Genomic DNA, 19,688 nt, shown 5'->3' with positions numbered 1-19,688 from the left:
CAGATAAACCGCTCCCTCGGGGGCGGTTTTTTTTCGCCTCATGCCGGGGCCGAGCAAACTTTGCTACTATGGTTACAGCAGAAATTGACCGGCGCTTTTTACCAGACAACCAAGGACAGTGCGAACATGGACAGCCTCATTACCTTCGAAAAATTGACGGCGCAACACCTGCCTTACCTGTATGAGATCCGCTTTTCCGTTGAAGAAAACCTGCTGCACCCGCATCAGATCCAGTACCTGCAGCGCAAACAGGCGCTGGAGGACATCAACCAGGGCGGCGGCTGGATCTGCAAGCATGGCGACGACTATGCCGGCGTTGGCTTCGGGCTATTCATCCCTGAACCGCTGATCGGTGGTCTGTTCGTGAAGCCGGAATACCAGTCGAAGGGGATCGGCTCCGCCTTGCTGGCCCGGGTCACTCACTGGATGTTTGAGCACGGCGCTGAAGCTATCCACTTAACCACCGATCCTGGCTCCAAAGCCGAAGGCTTTTATCAACATCACGGCTGGGCCGTGGTCGGGCAGGATGAGTTTGGCCAGGCTGAACTGGTGAAACGTAAAGAGGGTGAATAATGACAATCAAAGGATTGATGACGTTACTGCTGCTTTCGCTGTTCAGCGCACCGCTGTATGCGGCAGTTGACTATTTTTACCTGAAACCGCTCGACGGCGAGAAGATCAAGATAACCCGGCAGATGCTGGAGGAAATGCCGGTGCACACGATTAAAACCTCGACCAATTTCACCCCGGAAGATACGTTTACCGGCGTTGAGTTTGCCGAGCTGGTGAAAGCCTATCACCTGAAAGGCCAGTCGGTGCGCGCTTTCGCCTGGGACGATTACTCCTACTCGATGCCGATTGACGAGATGATTAAATACCGCGTGATCGTCGCCTATCAGCGCGGTGGCAAGCCGATAGACGTTGGGGAGCTGGGGCCGTTCGCCATTATTTATCCGCGCGATGGCTACGCCGAGCTGAATAACCTGGATGTGAATGCGAAAACCGTCTGGCAAGTTAAACGGCTGGAGCTGAAATAAGATGAGCAAAAAACTGATCGGTACTCTTATCGCGTTGGTTGCCATCTTCTCCTTATTGATTTTGTTGATTGCCATTAACTTCGGCGGCGTAAAAGAGCGCTACAAGCAAATCGAGCCCAATCTGGACAACTACTCGGTGGCCGAGATCCTTTTTCTGGCGTTTGAAAGGACCAAAACCGCGCTGCTGCTCAGTGAAAACAACGACTACGACGCCTTCCAGATCAAAAAGAAAATCTTCTACTCTAAGATTCAGATCCTGGAGAGCCGTTCGACCTTCAGCGACTCTTTTTATTACGACGACGAGTTCATCAAGAATGTTGCGCTGTTGAAGCTGCAGTACCGCGTGTTGGACGATCTCTCCACCGGCTTGCTGGTGGGGCAGAAAAACAAGGCGGACATTCTCTCTTATATGGATGATATCGAGGGTACGCTGGTCGATATCCAGGAAATTATTTATCGGATACAGATTAAAAACTTTACCGAAGTGAAAGGCATCATTCAGGACAACTCGAGTAAAGCCGAGATGTTCGCCCTCTTTTCGCTGATTTTGGTGTTCCTGATGATGTTCCTGGTGCTGAGGAATGCCTTCTCGTTGAAAGAGATCATCAAGAACAAGAACATCTTTATTTCTTCCATCTACCACGAGATCGCCGGCTCGACCCAGGCCATCGTCATTGCCGCAGATATCATGGAACACGAGCTGGCGCAGGAAGAGCTGAAAAAAGAAGCCCGCCTGATCTCCTATCACGGTAATAAGATCGCCGAACAAACGCGCGAGGTGATGGATTATTCTCGGCTTGAGATGGGAGAAGTTAAAATCAATATTTCTACCTTCCGGCTGAATGAGGTGGTGGACGATGCCGTAACCGGCATCGGCGCCGGGCGCGGCAATCGCCTCGTGATTCACCGTTCGTCTTATGCCGGCCTGATTGGTTCTGATAAATACAAGCTCTACCGAATATTGGCCAACCTGCTCAGCAACGCGGACAAATTTACCCACCGGGGCGTGGTTACCCTCAATGTGAAGCTGTGCCACGGCAACCTGTATTTGCGGGTAAAAGATACCGGCATCGGGTTTAACGTCGATAACCTGGATAGGTTATATAAGGCGTTCAATCAGGGGGTGGAAAGGGAAACGCGGCAGGGGTTGGGGCTGGGGCTGACCATTATCAAAAATTACGTCACGACGATGAAAGGCACCATTAAAGCCAAATCCGTCGAAGGAGTAGGCTCATCGTTTTTGATCCGCATCCCGGTCAAACTAATTAAAGAATAGATTCGACAGCAGCAGCGAGGAGATAATCAGCGGCTTGGTCGGTTTTTCCACCAGGTGCACGTCATAGTGCAGGATCATATCGCCGATGTTTTTCTCGTAGTGATTCAGCTGGCCGGTCAGAATAATAATGCGGGCGTGCGGATCGAGAACGTCTTTAATTTTTTTCACGACGCGTTCGGAGGTCTCGCCGAAATCCAACAGCCAGTCCAGAATAAACGCCTCAAAGGACTGCTGTTCCAGCGCGGCCAGCATGGCGTCCGCCGTCTGAAAGGTCTCAGTCTCGATGCCGTATCGGCTGGCGATCTTCTTCAACAGTTCGAGAATATCGCCGTCATTATCCAGGATCGCGATACGCGGGGCCGGCAGGAAGTCTATCTTGTTGACTTTGTATAGCGGAGCATCGGCGGCATGTTCCCGATTGGTGCTGATGATAAAAAGATCGTCTTTTTTGTAGGCGTAGGTTTCGTCGTTGTCCGCTTGCGTGACCGGGCACTCGTCGACCTCAATGTTGCAGCGCTTGTGAATGCTGTTCATGATAAAGACGCCGTTATGCGTCCTTTGGCCGGCAAAGGGCTCGTTGAAATACTGGAAAACCTTTTTGACTTCATCGAGGGTAATGCCTCTTTTGCCATCCAGTTTCTGTTTGGCGCTGTTGTATTGAAGGTTCAGTATGTTGGCCATCGTGGAGGCATGCTTTCTGTCGCCAACTCCTTTCAGAGTGAGCAACGCGCTGATTGCATCGATGTAATTTGGCGTTTTCTTCATGACAACCTTGGCTTTTTTGATGTTGACCGCGAGCGCTGAAAAACCTGCGCAAGAACCCGTGCTGGATTATAGATGATGCTCCGGAGCTTGCGGCGATATCAGTTTGATTTTCCTTGGCAAACTCATAAAACACTCGATAATAAATAAAAAAACACTCAAAAGACATTCACATTTAACCGTTTATGTGGTTAATTAGCGCACATACTGTGTGATTCGCGTCCTGGGGGGGTGCCAGTCTCACAAAATAAACCGCCTGCTCTTGTCCGTAAGCAGGGAGCAGGCGGCAAAAAGATCCGCGGCCAACACCAGGGCCATTGGCAGCACCGGGGATGACTACTCGAACCTCTCTTCGTCGCTGTACCTTCTTTTTCCTCTTTCCCCACTTTTCTACCGCAACAGCGTCCTCTGAGTCTCACCGCTGAGTGAGTGCCGAGCACCGTTATGCCACATGTCCTTTAGCCGACAAGACAACCTGTCCGTACACCCTTACAGGCTGCGATATGCCATATGCGCGTTGCCGCGGACGAGGGCCCGGTGTCGCGCAGGAGAATCTCCGGCGCGATCCGGGATGGGATAAGGCGGGGCCATCGAGAGGGAGACGGCCCCGGCCGGCGCCGGGTTTGGCGGCCGGCAAGGCCACTATAGCCGGCGGGCCTGCCGGCGCCAGCGCCACCGTTTGGCATTGCGCGGTCGTTCCAGCGTTTTCTTCACGCGGCGGTAAACGTTGCCGCTTATTGCGCGCTGCGTCCCAGATAATCGTCCCAGTCTTTCCACACCGGCTGCAGCCCAGCATTGCTGATGGCCTCGGCGACCTGCTGCGGCGTGCGGCCGTCGTGCGGCTCGAACTGTTCCAACTCCGGCGGTACGTCGTCGGCATAGCCGCCGGGCTGCGTCTTGGATCCGGCGCTGACGCTGTTGATCGCTACCGGGATCATATGATCGCGGAAGTACGGCGACTCACGCGTAGACAGCGACAGCTCAACGTCCGGCGCGAACAGCCGGAAGGCGCAGATCAGCTGCACCAGCTGAGGCTCGCTCATGATCGACGCCGGCTCAATGCCGCCGGCGCAGGGGCGCAGGCGCGGGAACGAGATCGAGTAGCGGCTCTGCCAGTAGGTTTGCTGCAGGTAGAACAGATGTTCCGCCAGCAGGTAACAGTCGGTGCGCCAGCTGTTGGACAGGCCGATCAACGCGCCGAGGCCGATCTTGTCGATCCCGGCGCGCCCCAGGCGATCCGGCGTGGCCAGACGCCAATGGAAATCCTGCTTCTGGCCGCGCAGATGGTGCTGCAGATAGGTGGCCGGATGGTAGGTTTCCTGATACACCAGCACGCCGTCCAGGCCCAGCGCTTTCAGTTCGGCGTACTCGTCCTGCGCCAGCGGCTGAACTTCCATCATCAGCGAGCTGAAGTGGCGGCGGATCGCCGGAATGTGCTGACGGAAATAGTCCATGCCAACCTTGGTCTGATGCTCGCCGGTGACCAGCAACAAGTGTTCGAACCCCAGCGCCTTGATGGCTTCGCACTCGCGTGCGATCTCCGCCGCATCGAGCGTTTTGCGCTTGATGCGGTTGCTCATCGAAAAGCCACAGTAGGTGCAGTCGTTGGCACACAGGTTAGAGAGGTACAGCGGCACATAGAAGCTGACGACGTTGCCGAAGCGCTGACGGGTCAGCTGCTGCGCGCGCTGCGCCAGCGGTTCCAGATACGGCGCGGCGGCGGGAGAGATCAGCGCCATAAAGTCGTCGCGCGTCAGCTTGTCGGCGTTCAACGCGCGTTCCACGTCGCGTGCGGTTTTGCCGTTGATGCGCAGCGTAATGTCGTCCCAATCCAGCTGTTGCCAGCGGCTACTGAAATCGTCGCCCATCACTGTGCCTCCTCCGGCTGGCTGAGGAAGGCGGTCAGCGGGCTTGAGGCGGCCGCACCGCGCTGGCTAGCGCCCAATCCGGCGCTGCGCGCCAGCTCGCCGGCCTCCAGCGCCAGGCGAAACGCCCGCGCCATTTGCACCGGGTCGTGCGCCACGGCGATGGCGGTATTCACCAGCACCGCGTCGGCGCCCAGTTCCATCGCTTCCAGCGCGTGGCTCGGCGCGCCGATGCCGGCGTCGACCACCACCGGCACCTTGGCCTGCTCGATGATGATCTCGAGGAAGTCACGGGTGCGCAGACCGCGGTTGGAGCCGATAGGGGCGCCGAGCGGCATCACCGCCGCACAGCCCACCTCTTCCAGCCGTTTGCACAGCACCGGATCGGCACCGCAGTAGGGCAGCACCACAAAACCGTCTTTTACCAGCGTTTCCGCCGCCTTCAACGTTTCTATCGGATCCGGCAGCAGGTATTTCACATCGGGATGGATCTCCAGCTTCACCCAGTGGGTGCCGAGCGCTTCACGCGCCAGCCGGGCGGCGAACACCGCTTCGGCGGCGGTTTTGGCGCCGGAGGTGTTGGGCAGCAGCCGGGCGCCCAACTGCTGCAGCGGCGCCAAAATGGCGTCGTTGCCGCCGCGCAGATCGACGCGCTTCATGGCCATGGTCACCAGCTGTGAGCCGGAGGCCGCCAGCGCCTCCAGCATCAACGCCGGGGTGGCGAACTTGCCGGTGCCGGTGAACAGGCGCGAGGTAAAAGTGGTATCGGCGATTTTCAGCATGTCAGCCTCCGGCGATCGCTTGAAACAGCAAAATGTCGTCACCGTCCTGCACCTGATGGTCGGCCCAGTCGGCGCGCGGGATGATGGTTTGATTGATAGCCAGCGCGGTGCCCGGCTGGTGGCGTTCCAGCTGGGTCAGCAGGGCGGCGACGCTGAGCGGCTGCGCCAGCTCCAGCAGTTGGTCGTTCAGACGGATTTTCATGCCGCGCCTCCGCATACCGGGCAGGCGCGGGCCTGGCTCAGTTGCAGTGTGCTCCAGCTCTGCTGCTTGCCGTCGAACAGCCGCAGTTTACCGCTGAGGGAGCAAGGCATGCCGGACAGCATCTTGATGGCCTCCAGCGCTTGCAGGGTGCCGATCACGCCGACTACCGGGCCGAGTACCCCGGCGGTGCGGCAGTTGCGCTGCGGTTCTTCCTGCTCCGGGTACAGGCAGGCGTAGCAGCCGTGCGCATAGGGCGGCTCGAGCACCAGCAACTGGCCGCTGAAACCGACCGCGCTGCCGCTGATCAGCGGCTTGGCGGCGGCGATGCAGGCGGCATTGACCTCATGACGGGTCGCCATATTGTCGCAGCAGTCCAGCACCAGATCGGCGCGGGCGACCGCGTCGCGCAGCGCTTGCCCCTCCAGCCGCTGCGCCAGCGGGATGGATTCCACCAACGGATTCAGCGCCTGCAGATGGCGTTGCGCCAGCGCCGCCTTGCCGGTGGCGGTATCGGCGCTGCGGTAGAGGATTTGCCGCTGCAGGTTGGTGACGTGCAGCTGGTCGTCGTCGGCCAACAGCAGCGTGCCGACGCCGGCGGCGGCCAGATACAGCGAAGCCGGGGAACCGAGCCCGCCCAAACCGACGATCAGCACCGTGGCGCGCTTGAGCCTCTCCTGGCCTTCCGGGCCGACGTCCTCCAGCAGCAGCTGGCGGCTGTAGCGCAGGAATTCCTGATCGTTAAGCATCGTTTGGGCCCTCGCCTTCGATCAGCCTCAGCAGCTCGGCCGTCGCCGCACGCCAGTCCGGCGCCTGGGTGATGGCGCTGACCACCGCCACGCTGCCGACGCCGCACGCCAGCACCGCCGGTACGCGATCGATGCTGATCCCGCCGATCGCCACCGTCGGGTAATCCGCCAGGCCGGCGATGTGGCGTTTCAACTCCGTCAGCCCCTGCGGCGCCGAAGGCATGTCTTTGGTTTGGGTGGGGAAGATGTGCCCCAGCGCGATGTAGGAGGGTTTCACCGCCAGCGCGCGCGCCAGCTCCGCGTCGTCATGGGTGGACACGCCGAGCCGCAGCCCGGCGCGGTGAATGGCCGCCAGATCGGTGGTATCGAGATCTTCCTGGCCCAGATGCACGCCGTAGGCGCCGTGCTTGATCGCCAGCCGCCAGTAGTCGTTGATGAACAGTCGCGCTTGATAACGCCGGCCCAGCGCGATGGCGGCAGCGATGTCCTCTTCGACCTGCTCATCCGGCAGATCCTTGATGCGCAGCTGGATCGTGGTGACGCCGGCCTCCAGCAGACGAGCGATCCATTCCACGCTGTCGACGACTGGGTAAAGCCCCAGTTTGTGGGGCGTAGCCGGGAAGGGGGTCGTGATATCAGTCATTGCTTGTCTCCTCTTGCAGGGTGCCGGCGCTGTGATACAGCTCGCTGCCGCGGGCGCGGAACTCGGCGGACATTTTCTCCATGCCGGTCAGCTGCACTTCGATCGGCTTGGTGGCCTCCTGGGCGGCGGCGTAGTCGCGCACCTCCTGCGAAATCTTCATCGAGCAGAATTTCGGCCCGCACATCGAGCAGAAGTGGGCGACCTTGCCGGATTCCTGCGGCAGGGTTTCGTCGTGATAGGCGCGCGCGGTGGCCGGATCGAGCGCCAGATTGAACTGATCCTCCCAGCGGAATTCGAAACGCGCCTTGGACATGGCGTTATCGCGGATCTGCGCGCCCGGATGGCCTTTGGCCAGATCGGCGGCGTGAGCGGCGATCTTATAGGTGATCAGGCCCTGCTTGACGTCTTCTTTGTTCGGTAGGCCGAGGTGCTCTTTCGGCGTGACGTAACACAGCATGGCGCAGCCGAACCAGCCGATCATTGCCGCGCCGATGCCGGAGGTGAAATGGTCATAGCCCGGGGCGATATCGGTGGTCAGCGGGCCGAGGGTGTAGAACGGCGCTTCGTGGCAGTGTTTCAGCTCTTCAGTCATGTTGCGGCGGATCATCTGCATCGGCACGTGGCCCGGGCCTTCGATCATCACCTGCACGTCGTATTCCCAGGCAATTTTGGTCAGCTCGCCCAGCGTATGCAGCTCGGCAAACTGGGCTTCGTCGTTGGCGTCCTGAATCGAGCCGGGGCGCAGGCCGTCGCCGAGCGACAGCGAAACGTCGTAGGCGGCGCAGATCTCGCAGATTTCACGGAAGTGCTGATAGAGGAAGTTTTCCTGATGGTGCGACAGACACCATTTGGCCATGATCGAGCCACCGCGCGATACGATGCCGGTCAGGCGTTTGGCGGTCATCGGCACGTAGCGCAGCAGCACGCCGGCGTGGATGGTGAAGTAGTCGACCCCTTGCTCCGCCTGTTCCAGCAGCGTATCGCGGAACATCGCCCAGGTGAGGTTTTCCGCCACGCCGTTGACCTTCTCCAGTGCCTGGTAGATCGGCACGGTGCCGATGGGCACTGGGCTGTTGCGCAGGATCCACTCGCGGGTTTCGTGAATATAGCGGCCGGTAGAGAGATCCATCACGGTGTCCGCGCCCCAGCGGGTGGACCACACCAGCTTCTCCACCTCTTCTTCGATCGACGACGTGACCGCCGAGTTGCCGATATTGGCGTTCACCTTCACCAGGAAATTGCGGCCGATGATCATCGGCTCTGCTTCTGGATGGTTGATGTTGGCGGGAATGATGGCGCGGCCGGCGGCCACTTCCTGACGCACGAACTCCGGCGTGATGTTGTCCGGCAGGTTGGCGCCCCAGCTTTGGCCCGGATGCTGGTGGCGCAGCACCTCGCCGCGAATGCGCTCGCGCCCCATGTTTTCACGGATGGCGATGAACTCCATCTCTGGGGTGACGATACCGGCGCGGGCATAGTGCAGCTGGGTCACACACTTGCCCGGCAGCGCCCTGCGCGGCAGCGGCAGATGTTCGAAGCGCAGGTGATCCAGCCCCTCGTCCGCCAGCCGCTGTTGGGTAAAGCCGGAACTGGCGCCGCTTAGGGTGGCGGTATCGCCGCGCGCGTCGATCCAGCCGGTACGCAGCTTGGCCAGGCCGGCGTGCACGTCGAGCTCGGCCTGCGGATCGCCGTAGGGGCCGGCGGTGTCATACACCGGGATCGCCTCGTTGGGTTCATACTGTGGGTTGTCTTTGCTGCCGCCGACCAGGGTCGGGCTGAGCTGAATTTCGCGCATAGGCACCTGGATATCGCTGCGCGAGCCCTGGAGATAGATGCGGCGTGAGTTCGGGAAAGCCATGCCTTGCAGGGTGTCGATAAACTGCTGGGCGGCTTCGCGTTGCGCTTTACGGGCGCGCGGTGGATTAACGTTAGACATAGCAAGTTCCTACCAGTGTGTTGGGTTGGGAAAGTTGCTTGTCTGGAGCTCGGAGGGAGTAATGATGGTGGCCGATAAGGCAGGGCGCCCGCAAGGGGAAGGCCGTGCCTGTGGCGATAGATTACTCTTGTTCCCTTCGCGGGTATTAACCCGATCAGGTTCCGCGGATCCCGAATTAACGGTCTCAGCCTGGCTGATTCGATGAACAAATCAGGCGCTAGGCACTCCGACAAGATGCCCCCCAGTATAGGAGGGATAAGAAAAAAAACTATAAAATTTTAACGCGCGGGATCCAGCGCCTGGTCCGGCAGCGGTTGCTGCGCGGCCTCCGCTTCCAGCAGGATCAGCTTATCTTCCAGCGCAAAGCGTGCCGCCAGCGTTTCGCCGATATCCGACAGGGCCTGGTGGAATTCCAGACAAATCTCCTGATCGATATCCACTTCGGTATAGCGATCGTGGAACGCCATGATCTGTTCGGTATTGGCCCACAGCTTGGGGTAGATGTTCACCGCCAGCGACATTTTCGGACTGGCCGCGCCTTCCACTTGTTTGATAATTCTGTCATAGATATGAAAATGCCCTGCGGAGAGGTAATCCACCAGGTTGTGGCAAAAGTTCTCCAGCGCTTTTTCATTCAGCGGCGTATGCTTTTCTTTATTCGGTTTGAGGCCTACCAGCGTGCAGTAGGCGACCAGCAACTGTTTGCGGGCCTGAAGCCATTGATCAACTAATTCATTACTACCGCCAACGCGCTGAGTCAGCCTTTCCAAACGGTTGAGCATGTTTGACTCCGTGTAAGTAATAAAAGTAACCGGTAAGTTATTAAAATGTAACAAAGCCGATTTGTAGAGTGCCAGTGAAGCTGAGGTTGTGCAACAACGATATGGAACTTGCATTAACGGGCAATGAAAACGGCTGGTGGATCGTCAGCCATGAAAGCAAACTTTGGTTACCAAACGGTGAATTGCCGTCGGGGAAGGCCGCCGCCCTCGGGCTGCAGGGCCACATGGCGCGCACCATCGGTGAATGGGAGGGCGCGCCGGTTTGGCTGGTGCGCCAGGCGATGCCGCGGGAGATGGGATCGGTGCGTCAGTTGTTGGATCAGGATCGCGGTCTGTTCCAGCTTGCCGGGCGCGGCGTGCAGCTGGCGGATTTCTACCGCTCTCATCGCTACTGCGGCTATTGCGGCCATGAAATGCACCTCAGCCGCACCGAAAGCGCCTGTCTGTGCGGCCACTGCAAAGAGCGGTACTACCCGCAGATTGCACCCTGCGTGATCGTCGCCATTCGGCGCGACGATCAGATCCTGCTGGCGCAACACGTGCGCCATCGCGGCGGTATCCACACGGTGCTGGCCGGCTTCGTCGAAGTGGGCGAAACGCTGGAGCAGGCGGTGGTGCGCGAAGTGATGGAAGAGAGCAATATTGAAATCAAGAACCTGCGCTACGTCACTTCACAACCCTGGCCGTTCCCACACTCGCTGATGATGGCCTTTATGGCCGATTACCATCAGGGTGACATTCGCCACGATCCCAAGGAGCTGCTCAACGCCGGCTGGTATCGCTACGACCAGCTGCCGCTGTTGCCGCCGCCCGGCACCGTGGCGCGCCGGTTGATTGAGGACACCGTGGCGCTGTGCCGGGCAGAATAATGTACAATGGCCGGCAGATTATTAAGGGAGCCCCAGAAATGACTGAGTTGAAGAACGATCGCTACCTGCGCGCGCTGCTGCGCCAGCCGGTGGATGTGACCCCCGTATGGATGATGCGTCAGGCCGGTCGTTATTTACCGGAGTACAAGGCGACCCGCGCCCAGGCCGGTGATTTCATGTCGCTGTGCAAGAACGCGGAGCTGGCCTGCGAGGTCACGCTGCAGCCGCTGCGCCGCTATGCGCTGGACGCCGCCATCCTGTTCTCCGACATTCTCACCATTCCCGACGCCATGGGGCTCGGCCTGTACTTTGAAGCCGGCGAAGGCCCGCGTTTCAGCTCCCCCGTGACCTGCCGCGCCGACGTCGACAAGCTGCCGGTGTTCGATCCGGAAGTGGAGCTGGGTTATGTGATGAACGCGGTGCGTACCATTCGCCGCGAGCTGAAGGGCGAAGTGCCGCTGATCGGTTTCTCCGGCAGCCCGTGGACGCTGGCGACTTATATGGTCGAAGGCGGCAGCAGCAAGGCCTTCACCAAGCTGAAGAAGATGATGTATGCCGAACCGGCCACGCTGCACCTGTTGCTGGACAAGCTGGCGGACAGCGTGATCCTGTACCTCAATGCCCAGATTAAAGCCGGCGCGCAGTCGGTGATGGTGTTCGACACCTGGGGCGGCGTACTGACCGGGCGCGATTACCGCGAGTTCTCTTTGCACTACATGCACAAGATCGTCGACGGGTTGCTGCGTGAAAACGACGGCCGCCGCGTGCCGGTGACGCTGTTCACCAAAGGCGGCGGGCAGTGGCTGGAGGCGATGGCCGCCACCGGCTGCGATGCGTTGGGGCTGGATTGGACCACCGACATCGCCGACGCGCGTCGGCGCGTCGGCGACAAAGTGGCGCTGCAGGGCAATATGGATCCGTCGATGCTGTATGCCTCCCCGGCGCGTATCGCAGAAGAGGTGGAGACCATTCTGGCCGGTTTTGGCCACGGCAACGGCCATGTGTTCAACCTGGGCCACGGCATCCATCAGGATGTGCCGCCGGAGCACGCCGGCGCCTTCGTCGAGGCGGTACACGCGCACTCGGCGAAATACCACCGTTAAGGATCCGATGTGACCGATATGGCGGCCCTGCGCGCCGAACAGCTGCGGCGCGCGGCTGAAGTCATTCGCTACGACGATCTGCCGGCCGAACCGCCGGCCTTCATCGCCGGCGCCGACGTGGGCTTCGAACAAGAGGGGGCGGTGACGCGCGCCGCCATCGCCATTCTGCGCTATCCGTCGCTGGAGCTGGTGGAGTATCAGGTGGCACGTATCGCCACCGTCATGCCCTACATCCCGGGCTTCCTGTCGTTTCGCGAATACCCGGCGCTGTTGGCCGCCTGGGCGCAGCTGCAGCAGAAACCGGGGCTGATCTTCGTCGATGGGCATGGCATTTCGCATCCGCGGCGTCTCGGCGTCGCCAGCCATTTCGGCCTGCTGGTCGATGTGCCGACTGTCGGCGTGGCCAAGAAGCGCCTGTGCGGCAAATTTGCACCGCTGGACGCCGCCGTCGGCGCGCTGGCGCCGCTGGAAGATAAGGGTGAACAGCTGGGCTGGGTGTGGCGCAGCAAGGCGCGTTGCAACCCGCTGTTCATCTCCACCGGGCATCGCGTGGGCGCCGACAGCGCGCTGGCGTGGGTGCAACGCTGCATGGCGGGCTACCGTTTACCCGAGCCGACCCGCTGGGCCGACGCCATCGCATCGCGTCGTCCGGCGTTTCAGCGGTGGTTGCAGCAGCATCCGGAGGTGTCGCCATGAGCGATTTCGGGTACACTGCGCCGCAGATAACGCGTAAGAGAGTAAAGCATGCTACGTAACCCGATTCATTTACGCCTGGAACGGCTCGAGGCCTGGCAACATTTGACCTTTATGGCCAGTTTGTGCGAGCGTATGTACCCGAATTACCAGATGTTCTGCAAACAGACCGAGTTCGGCGATCCGGCGGTTTATCGCCGCATTCTGGATTTGGTGTGGGAAACGCTGGTAGTGAAGGATGCCAAGGTCAACTTCGACAGCCAGCTCGAGAAGTTGGAAGAGGCGATTCCGTCGGCGGAAGATTACGATCTTTACGGCGTTTACCCGGCAATTGATGCCTGTATCGCATTAGGGGAACTGATCCATTCGCGGCTCGGCGGGGAGACGCTGGAGCACGCCATCGCCATCAGCGAAACATCGATTCGCACCGTGGCGATGTTGGAAATGACCCAAGCCGGTAAGGAAATGACCGACGAAGAGTTGGAAAGTTTGCCTGCGGTAGAGGAAGAATGGGACATTCAATGGGAAATTTTCCGCCTGTTGGACGCCTGTGAAGAGCGCGATATAGACCTGATCAAGGGGCTGCGATCCGACCTGCGAGAGGCGGGTGTCAGCAACATCGGGATAAATTTAGCGCAATAAGGCAACAAAACGTGATTTAACGCCTGATTTGTCATGCCTTAAGGCTTCACATCCGCACCCTGTCTGGTCTACATTTGGGGGGCGTAAAAAAAGTGGCTATCGGTGCGTGTATGCAGGAGAGTGCTGTCAATCGGCATATCCGTCGCACTCGATGCTTTGCAAACGATAAACACACTGTAAGGATAACTTATGAACAAGACTCAACTGATTGATGTAATCGCGGACAAGGCTGACCTTTCCAAAGCACAAGCTAAACTGGCTCTGGAATCCACCCTGGCTGCTATTACTGAGTCTCTGAAAGAAGGTGATGCAGTACAATTGGTTGGCTTCGGTACTTTCAAAGTAAACCATCGTAGCGAGCGCACTGGCCGCAACCCGCAGACTGGCAAAGAAATCAAAATCGCAGCAGCCAACGTGCCTGCGTTCGTTTCTGGCAAAGCACTGAAAGACGCTGTTAAATAAGACCGCGCCTCGGTGAAAAGATTAAACAGAGGGGCGATGGCGCCCCTTTTGTTTACTCGTCGGGTGCTCATGGCCGTTGGCATCGCCGTCGGCCTGAGCGCCTGCAGTTTCCATTCCGATATTCCCAGCTTTACCGCCAGCGGCTTCGTGGCCGATCAGGGCGTGATACGCCTGTGGCGTAAAGACGATGAGCAACACCGTCCGCAGGTGTTGGTCAGCGTCTACAGCCCTTACCGCGGTCCGGGTACCATCACCACGCTATACACCTATCAGGGCGACGTGCTGCGCCAAATCAAACGTAACGACGCTGACGGCGATCGAGATTCTATTCAACTGCGCTTTGCCGACGACGGCACGGTGAGCTTTATGCAGCGCCAGCTGGCGACACGCCGCGAGCCGCTGACCCGCGATGAAATCGCCCTGTACCAATATCAGGCGCGGCGGATCCTCGAAGTGAGCAATGCGCTGCGCGCCGGCAAGGTGAAGTTGCTGCAGGGGCGTTGGATGCAGGGCGAGGTGCAAACCTGCGACGGCCAGCGCTTAAAACCTGGGTTGGATGCCACCGCCATCGCCTGGATCGAAAAACGCGCCCGCAGCAGCAGCCGGCCGGTGAGTGTCGCCTGGTTGGAAGCGCCGGAAGGCAGCGAACTGCTGCTGGTAGCGAACGACGACTTCTGCAGCTGGGAACCGAAAGAAGACCAGCTATAAAAAAGGCCCCGCGCTGCGGAGCCTCTCGTCATGACCTTATACGGTCAATCACTTGCCGCGCGCAATCGCGCGATAACCGATGTCTTTGCGGCAGAAGCTGCCCGGCCACTCAATGCCTTCGGCCAGCTGGTAGGCGCGTTGCTGCGCCTGAGCCACGGTGTCGCCCAGCGCGGTTACGCACAGCACGCGGCCGCCGCTGGTGACGACGTCTTTGCCCTGCAGGCGTGTACCGGCATGGAACACCTTACCGTCGGCGCTTTCCTGCTGCGGCAATCCCTGGATAACTTCGCCGTTGCGATAGTCGCCCGGATAACCGCCGGCCGCCAGCACTACGCCGAGCGCAGGGCGTTCGTCCCAGTCGGAGCTTTTCTCGTTCAGGCGGCCTTCCGCGCCCGCCAGGCACAGTTCCACCAGATCGGAACGCAGGCGCAGCATGATCGGCTGGGTTTCCGGATCGCCGAAACGACAGTTGAATTCGATCACCTTCGGCTGGCCGTCGGCGGCGATCATCAGGCCGGCGTAAAGGAAGCCGACGTAGGTGTTGCCTTCCGCCGCCATGCCGCGCACCGTCGGCCAGATCACCTGGTCCATGGCGCGCCGGTGGATTTCGTCGGTCACGACCGGCGCCGGGGAGTAGGCGCCCATGCCGCCGGTGTTCGGGCCGGTGTCGCCGTCGCCGACGCGCTTGTGGTCCTGGCTGGTGGCCATCGGCACCACGTTCTCGCCGTCGACCATCACGATGAAGCTGGCCTCTTCACCATCAAGGAACTCTTCCACCACGATGCGATGACCGGCGTCGCCGAAGGCGTTGCCGGCCAGCATGTCACGCACGGCTTCTTCCGCTTCCTGCAACGTCATCGCGACGATCACGCCTTTACCGGCCGCCAGGCCATCAGCCTTGATGACGATCGGTGCGCCTTTGCGGCGCACATAGGCCAGTGCCGGCTCCACCTCGGTGAAGTTTTCATATTCGGCGGTCGGGATGCGGTGGCGCGCCAGGAAATCCTTGGTGAAGGCTTTGGAGCCTTCGAGCTGCGCGGCGGCCTGCGACGGGCCAAAGATTTTCAGGCCGACGGCCTGAAAGGCGTCGACCACGCCGATCACCAGCGGCGCTTCCGGCCCGACGATGGTCAGACCGATGTCATGGCTCTGGGCGAAAGCGACCAGCGCAGGGATGTCGGTGGCGGCGATCGCCACGTTTTCCAGATTGGCTTCCAGCGCGGTGCCGGCATTGCCCGGCGCAACGTAGACTTTATCCGCCAGCGGAGACTGGGCGGCTTTCCAGGCCAGCGCGTGCTCGCGCCCGCCGTTGCCGATAATCAAAATGTTCATCAGGGGCTCCACGAATGGCGTGCGCCGGAGCGCACGCGGCAAAAGGAATTAATGGCGGAAGTGACGCATGTCGGTAAAGATCATGGCGATGCCGTGTTCGTTGGCGGCGGCGATCACTTCGTCGTCGCGGATAGAGCCGCCCGGCTGGATCACGCAGGTAATGCCGACCGCCGCCGCGGCGTCGATGCCGTCGCGGAACGGGAAGAAGGCATCGGAGGCCATGGCAGACCCTTTCACTTCCAGCCCTTCGTCGCTTGCTTTGATGCCGGCGATCTTGGCGGAGTAAACGCGGCTCATCTGGCCGGCGCCTATGCCGATGGTCATGTTGTCACGTGCATAAACGATGGCATTGGATTTCACGAACTTGGCCACTTTCCAGCAGAACAGCGCGTCGCGCAGTTCCTGTTCGGTCGGCTGGCGCTCGGATACCACACGCAGATCGGCGGCGGTCACCATGCCGAGATCGCGATCCTGCACCAGCAGGCCGCCGTTGACGCGTTTGAAGTCCAGCCCCGCCACGCGTTGCTGCCACTGGCCGCAGGCCAGCACACGCACGTTCTGCTTGGCTGCCAGCAGGGAGCGCGCTTCCTGGGTGACGTTTGGTGCGATGATCACTTCCACGAATTGGCGGCTGATGATCGCCTGCGCGGTGGCGGCATCCAGCTCGCGGTTAAAGGCGATGATGCCGCCAAAGGCGGAGGTCGGGTCGGTTTGGTAAGCGCGCTCGTAGGCGGCCAGGATGTCGTCGCCGATCGCCACGCCGCAAGGGTTGGCGTGTTTGACGATCACGCAGGCCGGCTCGGCGAACTCTTTCACGCATTCCAGCGCGGCGTCGGTATCGGCGATGTTGTTATAGGACAGCGCCTTGCCCTGCAGCTGCTCGGCGGTCGCGACGGACGCTTCCTTTACCTCTTCTTCTATATAGAAGGCGGCCTGCTGGTGGCTGTTCTCACCGTAGCGCATATCCTGCTTCTTGATGTAGTTGAGGTTCAGGGTACGCGGGAAGCGGCCGGACGGCTGTTCGGTCTCGCCGTGGTACGCCGGCACCAGCGCGCCGAAGTAGTTGGCGATCATGCTGTCGTAGGCGGCGGTGTGCTCGAAGGCCTTGATGGCGAGATCGAAGCGGGTGGCATAGCGCAGCGAGCCGTCGTTGTTGTCCATCTCGGTAATGATGGCGGCGTAGTCGCTGCTCTTCACCACGATGGCAACGTCTTTATGGTTCTTGGCGGCGGAGCGCACCATGGTCGGGCCGCCGATATCGATATTCTCGACCGCGTCTTCCAGCGAGCAATCCGGGCGCGCCACGGTTTGGGCGAACGGGTACAGATTGACGACCACCATGTCGATAGGCTTGATGTCATGCTGGTTCATGACGGCGTCGTCCTGGCCGCGGCGGCCGAGGATACCGCCGTGAACTTTCGGGTGCAGGGTCTTAACTCGTCCGTCCATCATTTCCGGGAAGCCGGTGTAGTCGGATACTTCGGTAACGGGCAGACCGGCGTCTGCCAGCAGGCGGGCGGTACCGCCGGTGGAGAGCAGTTCAACGCCGCGCTGGGAAAGCGCTTCGGCGAATTCAACGATACCGGCTTTGTCAGACACGCTGAGCAGGGCCCGGCGGATTGGACGAGGTTGTTGCATGGTTTTATCCCTTGGCTTTGAGTCGCAATTAAAGAGCGTTACGTGAATGTCCACCTCGTTCTCTCTATAAGGAAGGTTTTTTGCCTTATAAAGGGAGGGTCAGGCACATATTCAGGTAACGCCCCCATAAAAAGGGGGATCGTTTCGTCGCGGGGAATTGTAGCGAAAACGTTTGCGTGGCGCTCGTAAATTTTCCGTGCAAATCGCATCTGTGGATAACACTGTGTGCAAGTTGGTATAAGGCGGGGTTTTGCTGTGGAATGCAGCGAACGATCGTTTTTGCTGAAAATACCTGTTGCGGCCTGCGAGGAACTCCCTATAATGCGCCTCCATCGACACGGAACATGTGAACAACTTCACAGAGTATCCGGGGGTCGCAGAGAAAAAATCCTAAAAATTAGGGTTGACTCTGAAAGAGGAAAGCGTAATATACGCCACCTCGAGTTAGCAAGCGAAAGCGCCTAACTCACTGCTCTTTAACAATTTATCAGACAATCTGTGTGGGCACTCCACAAGACGATATCCAGCATCTTCGGATGCAAAAAAATATCAAGTCTTGAAGAGTGACTAACTGAAGTAAAATTCATGCAGTAAATCTTTGAGCATCGCTTCTCGAGTGGAAGCAAATCAAGCTTTTAATTGAAGAGTTTGATCATGGCTCAGATTGAACGCTGGCGGCAGGCTTAACACATGCAAGTCGAGCGGTAGCACAGGGGAGCTTGCTCCCTGGGTGACGAGCGGCGGACGGGTGAGTAATGTCTGGGAAACTGCCTGATGGAGGGGGATAACTACTGGAAACGGTAGCTAATACCGCATAACGTCGCAAGACCAAAGAGGGGGACCTTCGGGCCTCTTGCCATCAGATGTGCCCAGATGGGATTAGCTAGTAGGTGGGGTAATGGCTCACCTAGGCGACGATCCCTAGCTGGTCTGAGAGGATGACCAGCCACACTGGAACTGAGACACGGTCCAGACTCCTACGGGAGGCAGCAGTGGGGAATATTGCACAATGGGCGCAAGCCTGATGCAGCCATGCCGCGTGTGTGAAGAAGGCCTTCGGGTTGTAAAGCACTTTCAGCGAGGAGGAAGGTGGTGAACTTAATACGTTCATCAATTGACGTTACTCGCAGAAGAAGCACCGGCTAACTCCGTGCCAGCAGCCGCGGTAATACGGAGGGTGCAAGCGTTAATCGGAATTACTGGGCGTAAAGCGCACGCAGGCGGTTTGTTAAGTCAGATGTGAAATCCCCGGGCTCAACCTGGGAACTGCATTTGAAACTGGCAAGCTAGAGTCTCGTAGAGGGGGGTAGAATTCCAGGTGTAGCGGTGAAATGCGTAGAGATCTGGAGGAATACCGGTGGCGAAGGCGGCCCCCTGGACGAAGACTGACGCTCAGGTGCGAAAGCGTGGGGAGCAAACAGGATTAGATACCCTGGTAGTCCACGCTGTAAACGATGTCGATTTGGAGGTTGTGCCCTTGAGGCGTGGCTTCCGGAGCTAACGCGTTAAATCGACCGCCTGGGGAGTACGGCCGCAAGGTTAAAACTCAAATGAATTGACGGGGGCCCGCACAAGCGGTGGAGCATGTGGTTTAATTCGATGCAACGCGAAGAACCTTACCTACTCTTGACATCCAGAGAACTTTCCAGAGATGGATTGGTGCCTTCGGGAACTCTGAGACAGGTGCTGCATGGCTGTCGTCAGCTCGTGTTGTGAAATGTTGGGTTAAGTCCCGCAACGAGCGCAACCCTTATCCTTTGTTGCCAGCGGTTCGGCCGGGAACTCAAAGGAGACTGCCAGTGATAAACTGGAGGAAGGTGGGGATGACGTCAAGTCATCATGGCCCTTACGAGTAGGGCTACACACGTGCTACAATGGCATATACAAAGAGAAGCGACCTCGCGAGAGCAAGCGGACCTCATAAAGTATGTCGTAGTCCGGATTGGAGTCTGCAACTCGACTCCATGAAGTCGGAATCGCTAGTAATCGTAGATCAGAATGCTACGGTGAATACGTTCCCGGGCCTTGTACACACCGCCCGTCACACCATGGGAGTGGGTTGCAAAAGAAGTAGGTAGCTTAACCTTCGGGAGGGCGCTTACCACTTTGTGATTCATGACTGGGGTGAAGTCGTAACAAGGTAACCGTAGGGGAACCTGCGGTTGGATCACCTCCTTACCTAAAGATATTAGTTCGAGTGGCGTGCTCAC

The 19,688-nt window shown here is 59.1% G+C and carries 19 protein-coding genes, 1 rRNA gene and 1 riboswitch; of the genes, 10 read left to right on the top strand and 10 right to left on the bottom strand.

Going from position 1 to position 19,688, the window contains the following annotated elements; all coding sequences use genetic code 11:
* The first annotated feature begins 126 nt into the window (after window positions 1–126).
* Genes GF111_RS11535 through GF111_RS11525 form a run of 3 tightly spaced genes read left to right on the top strand, consistent with a single transcriptional unit; the run spans window position 127 to window position 2,313 of the window.
* Entirely contained in the window at window positions 127–573 is a 447-nt protein-coding gene (locus tag GF111_RS11535) for a GNAT family N-acetyltransferase (protein ID WP_049202132.1), read from the top strand.
* Window positions 573–1,037: an oxidoreductase gene (locus GF111_RS11530; RefSeq protein WP_147190669.1), complete on the top strand. Its 465-nt coding sequence runs from the start codon at window positions 573–575 to the stop codon at window positions 1,035–1,037. Before GF111_RS11535 ends, GF111_RS11530 begins: the two co-directional genes overlap by 1 nt.
* 1 nt (window position 1,038) lies before the next feature.
* Window positions 1,039–2,313 (top strand): sensor histidine kinase KdpD, encoded by a 1,275-nt coding sequence (locus GF111_RS11525; RefSeq protein ID WP_147190666.1) that lies wholly within the window; start codon window positions 1,039–1,041, stop codon window positions 2,311–2,313.
* Here the strand turns inward: GF111_RS11525 and GF111_RS11520 are convergent.
* The 8 genes from GF111_RS11520 to GF111_RS11485 all read right to left on the bottom strand — a co-directional run bounded on the left by GF111_RS11520 (window position 2,299) and on the right by GF111_RS11485 (window position 10,031).
* Window positions 2,299–2,994, bottom strand: a complete 696-nt coding sequence (locus GF111_RS11520) for a response regulator (RefSeq protein WP_049193488.1) — start codon at window positions 2,992–2,994, stop codon at window positions 2,299–2,301. The two genes, GF111_RS11525 and GF111_RS11520, sit on opposite strands and share 15 nt — an antisense overlap.
* Before the next feature lie 815 nt (window positions 2,995–3,809).
* On the bottom strand, window positions 3,810–4,943 hold the full coding sequence (gene thiH / locus GF111_RS11515) for a 2-iminoacetate synthase ThiH (protein WP_038872921.1): 1,134 nt from the start codon (window positions 4,941–4,943) through the stop codon (window positions 3,810–3,812).
* Window positions 4,943–5,722, bottom strand: coding sequence for a thiazole synthase (locus GF111_RS11510; RefSeq protein ID WP_038872925.1), 780 nt, complete (start codon window positions 5,720–5,722; stop codon window positions 4,943–4,945). Before GF111_RS11510 ends, thiH begins: the two co-directional genes overlap by 1 nt.
* A 1-nt stretch (window position 5,723) precedes the next feature.
* Window positions 5,724–5,924, bottom strand: a complete 201-nt coding sequence (gene thiS / locus GF111_RS11505; protein WP_038872928.1) for a sulfur carrier protein ThiS — start codon at window positions 5,922–5,924, stop codon at window positions 5,724–5,726.
* On the bottom strand, window positions 5,921–6,670 hold the full coding sequence (locus tag GF111_RS11500) for a HesA/MoeB/ThiF family protein (RefSeq protein ID WP_038872931.1): 750 nt from the start codon (window positions 6,668–6,670) through the stop codon (window positions 5,921–5,923). Before GF111_RS11500 ends, thiS begins: the two co-directional genes overlap by 4 nt.
* A complete protein-coding gene (thiE, locus tag GF111_RS11495) occupies window positions 6,663–7,313 on the bottom strand; it encodes a thiamine phosphate synthase (RefSeq protein ID WP_038872934.1) in 651 nt (216 codons plus the stop codon). The genes GF111_RS11500 and thiE overlap by 8 nt, the downstream gene beginning before the upstream one ends.
* Window positions 7,306–9,249, bottom strand: a complete 1,944-nt coding sequence (gene thiC, locus GF111_RS11490) for a phosphomethylpyrimidine synthase ThiC (RefSeq protein WP_147190664.1) — start codon at window positions 9,247–9,249, stop codon at window positions 7,306–7,308. Before thiC ends, thiE begins: the two co-directional genes overlap by 8 nt.
* Before the next feature lie 114 nt (window positions 9,250–9,363).
* Window positions 9,364–9,488: riboswitch (TPP riboswitch) on the bottom strand.
* Window positions 9,489–9,527: 39 nt separating this feature from the next.
* A complete protein-coding gene (locus tag GF111_RS11485) occupies window positions 9,528–10,031 on the bottom strand; it encodes an Rsd/AlgQ family anti-sigma factor (protein WP_033655324.1) in 504 nt (167 codons plus the stop codon).
* A 101-nt stretch (window positions 10,032–10,132) separates the two neighbouring features.
* On the opposite strand from GF111_RS11485, the gene nudC reads away from it, so the two are divergent.
* The 6 genes from nudC to GF111_RS11455 all read left to right on the top strand — a co-directional run bounded on the left by nudC (window position 10,133) and on the right by GF111_RS11455 (window position 14,508).
* On the top strand, window positions 10,133–10,900 hold the full coding sequence (gene nudC / locus GF111_RS11480; RefSeq protein ID WP_038872949.1) for an NAD(+) diphosphatase: 768 nt from the start codon (window positions 10,133–10,135) through the stop codon (window positions 10,898–10,900).
* 38 nt (window positions 10,901–10,938) lie between these two features.
* Window positions 10,939–12,003, top strand: a complete 1,065-nt coding sequence (hemE, locus tag GF111_RS11475; RefSeq protein ID WP_033636735.1) for a uroporphyrinogen decarboxylase — start codon at window positions 10,939–10,941, stop codon at window positions 12,001–12,003.
* Between the two features lie 9 nt (window positions 12,004–12,012).
* Window positions 12,013–12,699: a deoxyribonuclease V gene (gene nfi / locus GF111_RS11470; protein ID WP_055317534.1), complete on the top strand. Its 687-nt coding sequence runs from the start codon at window positions 12,013–12,015 to the stop codon at window positions 12,697–12,699.
* 48 nt (window positions 12,700–12,747) lie between these two features.
* Window positions 12,748–13,338: a YjaG family protein gene (locus tag GF111_RS11465; protein ID WP_025160203.1), complete on the top strand. Its 591-nt coding sequence runs from the start codon at window positions 12,748–12,750 to the stop codon at window positions 13,336–13,338.
* Between the two features lie 189 nt (window positions 13,339–13,527).
* Window positions 13,528–13,800, top strand: a complete 273-nt coding sequence (gene hupA, locus GF111_RS11460) for a nucleoid-associated protein HU-alpha (protein WP_004929874.1) — start codon at window positions 13,528–13,530, stop codon at window positions 13,798–13,800.
* A 36-nt stretch (window positions 13,801–13,836) separates the two neighbouring features.
* Complete coding sequence (locus tag GF111_RS11455) at window positions 13,837–14,508, top strand: DUF1481 domain-containing protein (protein ID WP_102780024.1); 672 nt, start codon at window positions 13,837–13,839, stop codon at window positions 14,506–14,508.
* A gap of 48 nt (window positions 14,509–14,556) precedes the next feature.
* Here the strand turns inward: GF111_RS11455 and purD are convergent, their stop codons facing one another.
* Together purD and purH are read right to left on the bottom strand one after the other, a co-directional pair.
* Window positions 14,557–15,840, bottom strand: coding sequence for a phosphoribosylamine--glycine ligase (gene purD, locus GF111_RS11450; protein ID WP_047729328.1), 1,284 nt, complete (start codon window positions 15,838–15,840; stop codon window positions 14,557–14,559).
* Window positions 15,841–15,888: 48 nt separating this feature from the next.
* Window positions 15,889–17,478 (bottom strand): bifunctional phosphoribosylaminoimidazolecarboxamide formyltransferase/IMP cyclohydrolase, encoded by a 1,590-nt coding sequence (purH, locus tag GF111_RS11445; protein ID WP_100247391.1) that lies wholly within the window; start codon window positions 17,476–17,478, stop codon window positions 15,889–15,891.
* Between the two features lie 636 nt (window positions 17,479–18,114).
* Between purH and GF111_RS11440 the strand changes: the two genes are divergently transcribed.
* Window positions 18,115–19,656, top strand: a 16S ribosomal RNA gene (locus tag GF111_RS11440).
* The last annotated feature ends 32 nt before the right edge of the window (window positions 19,657–19,688 follow it).

It is taken from the genome of Serratia sp. HRI (genome assembly GCF_010119335.3).
In the GTDB taxonomy this organism is placed as follows: Bacteria; Pseudomonadota; Gammaproteobacteria; order Enterobacterales; family Enterobacteriaceae; genus Serratia; species Serratia nevei.
The sequence above is the reverse complement of the archived record's forward strand: the minus strand, read 5'-3'. Positions and strand labels throughout refer to the sequence as shown.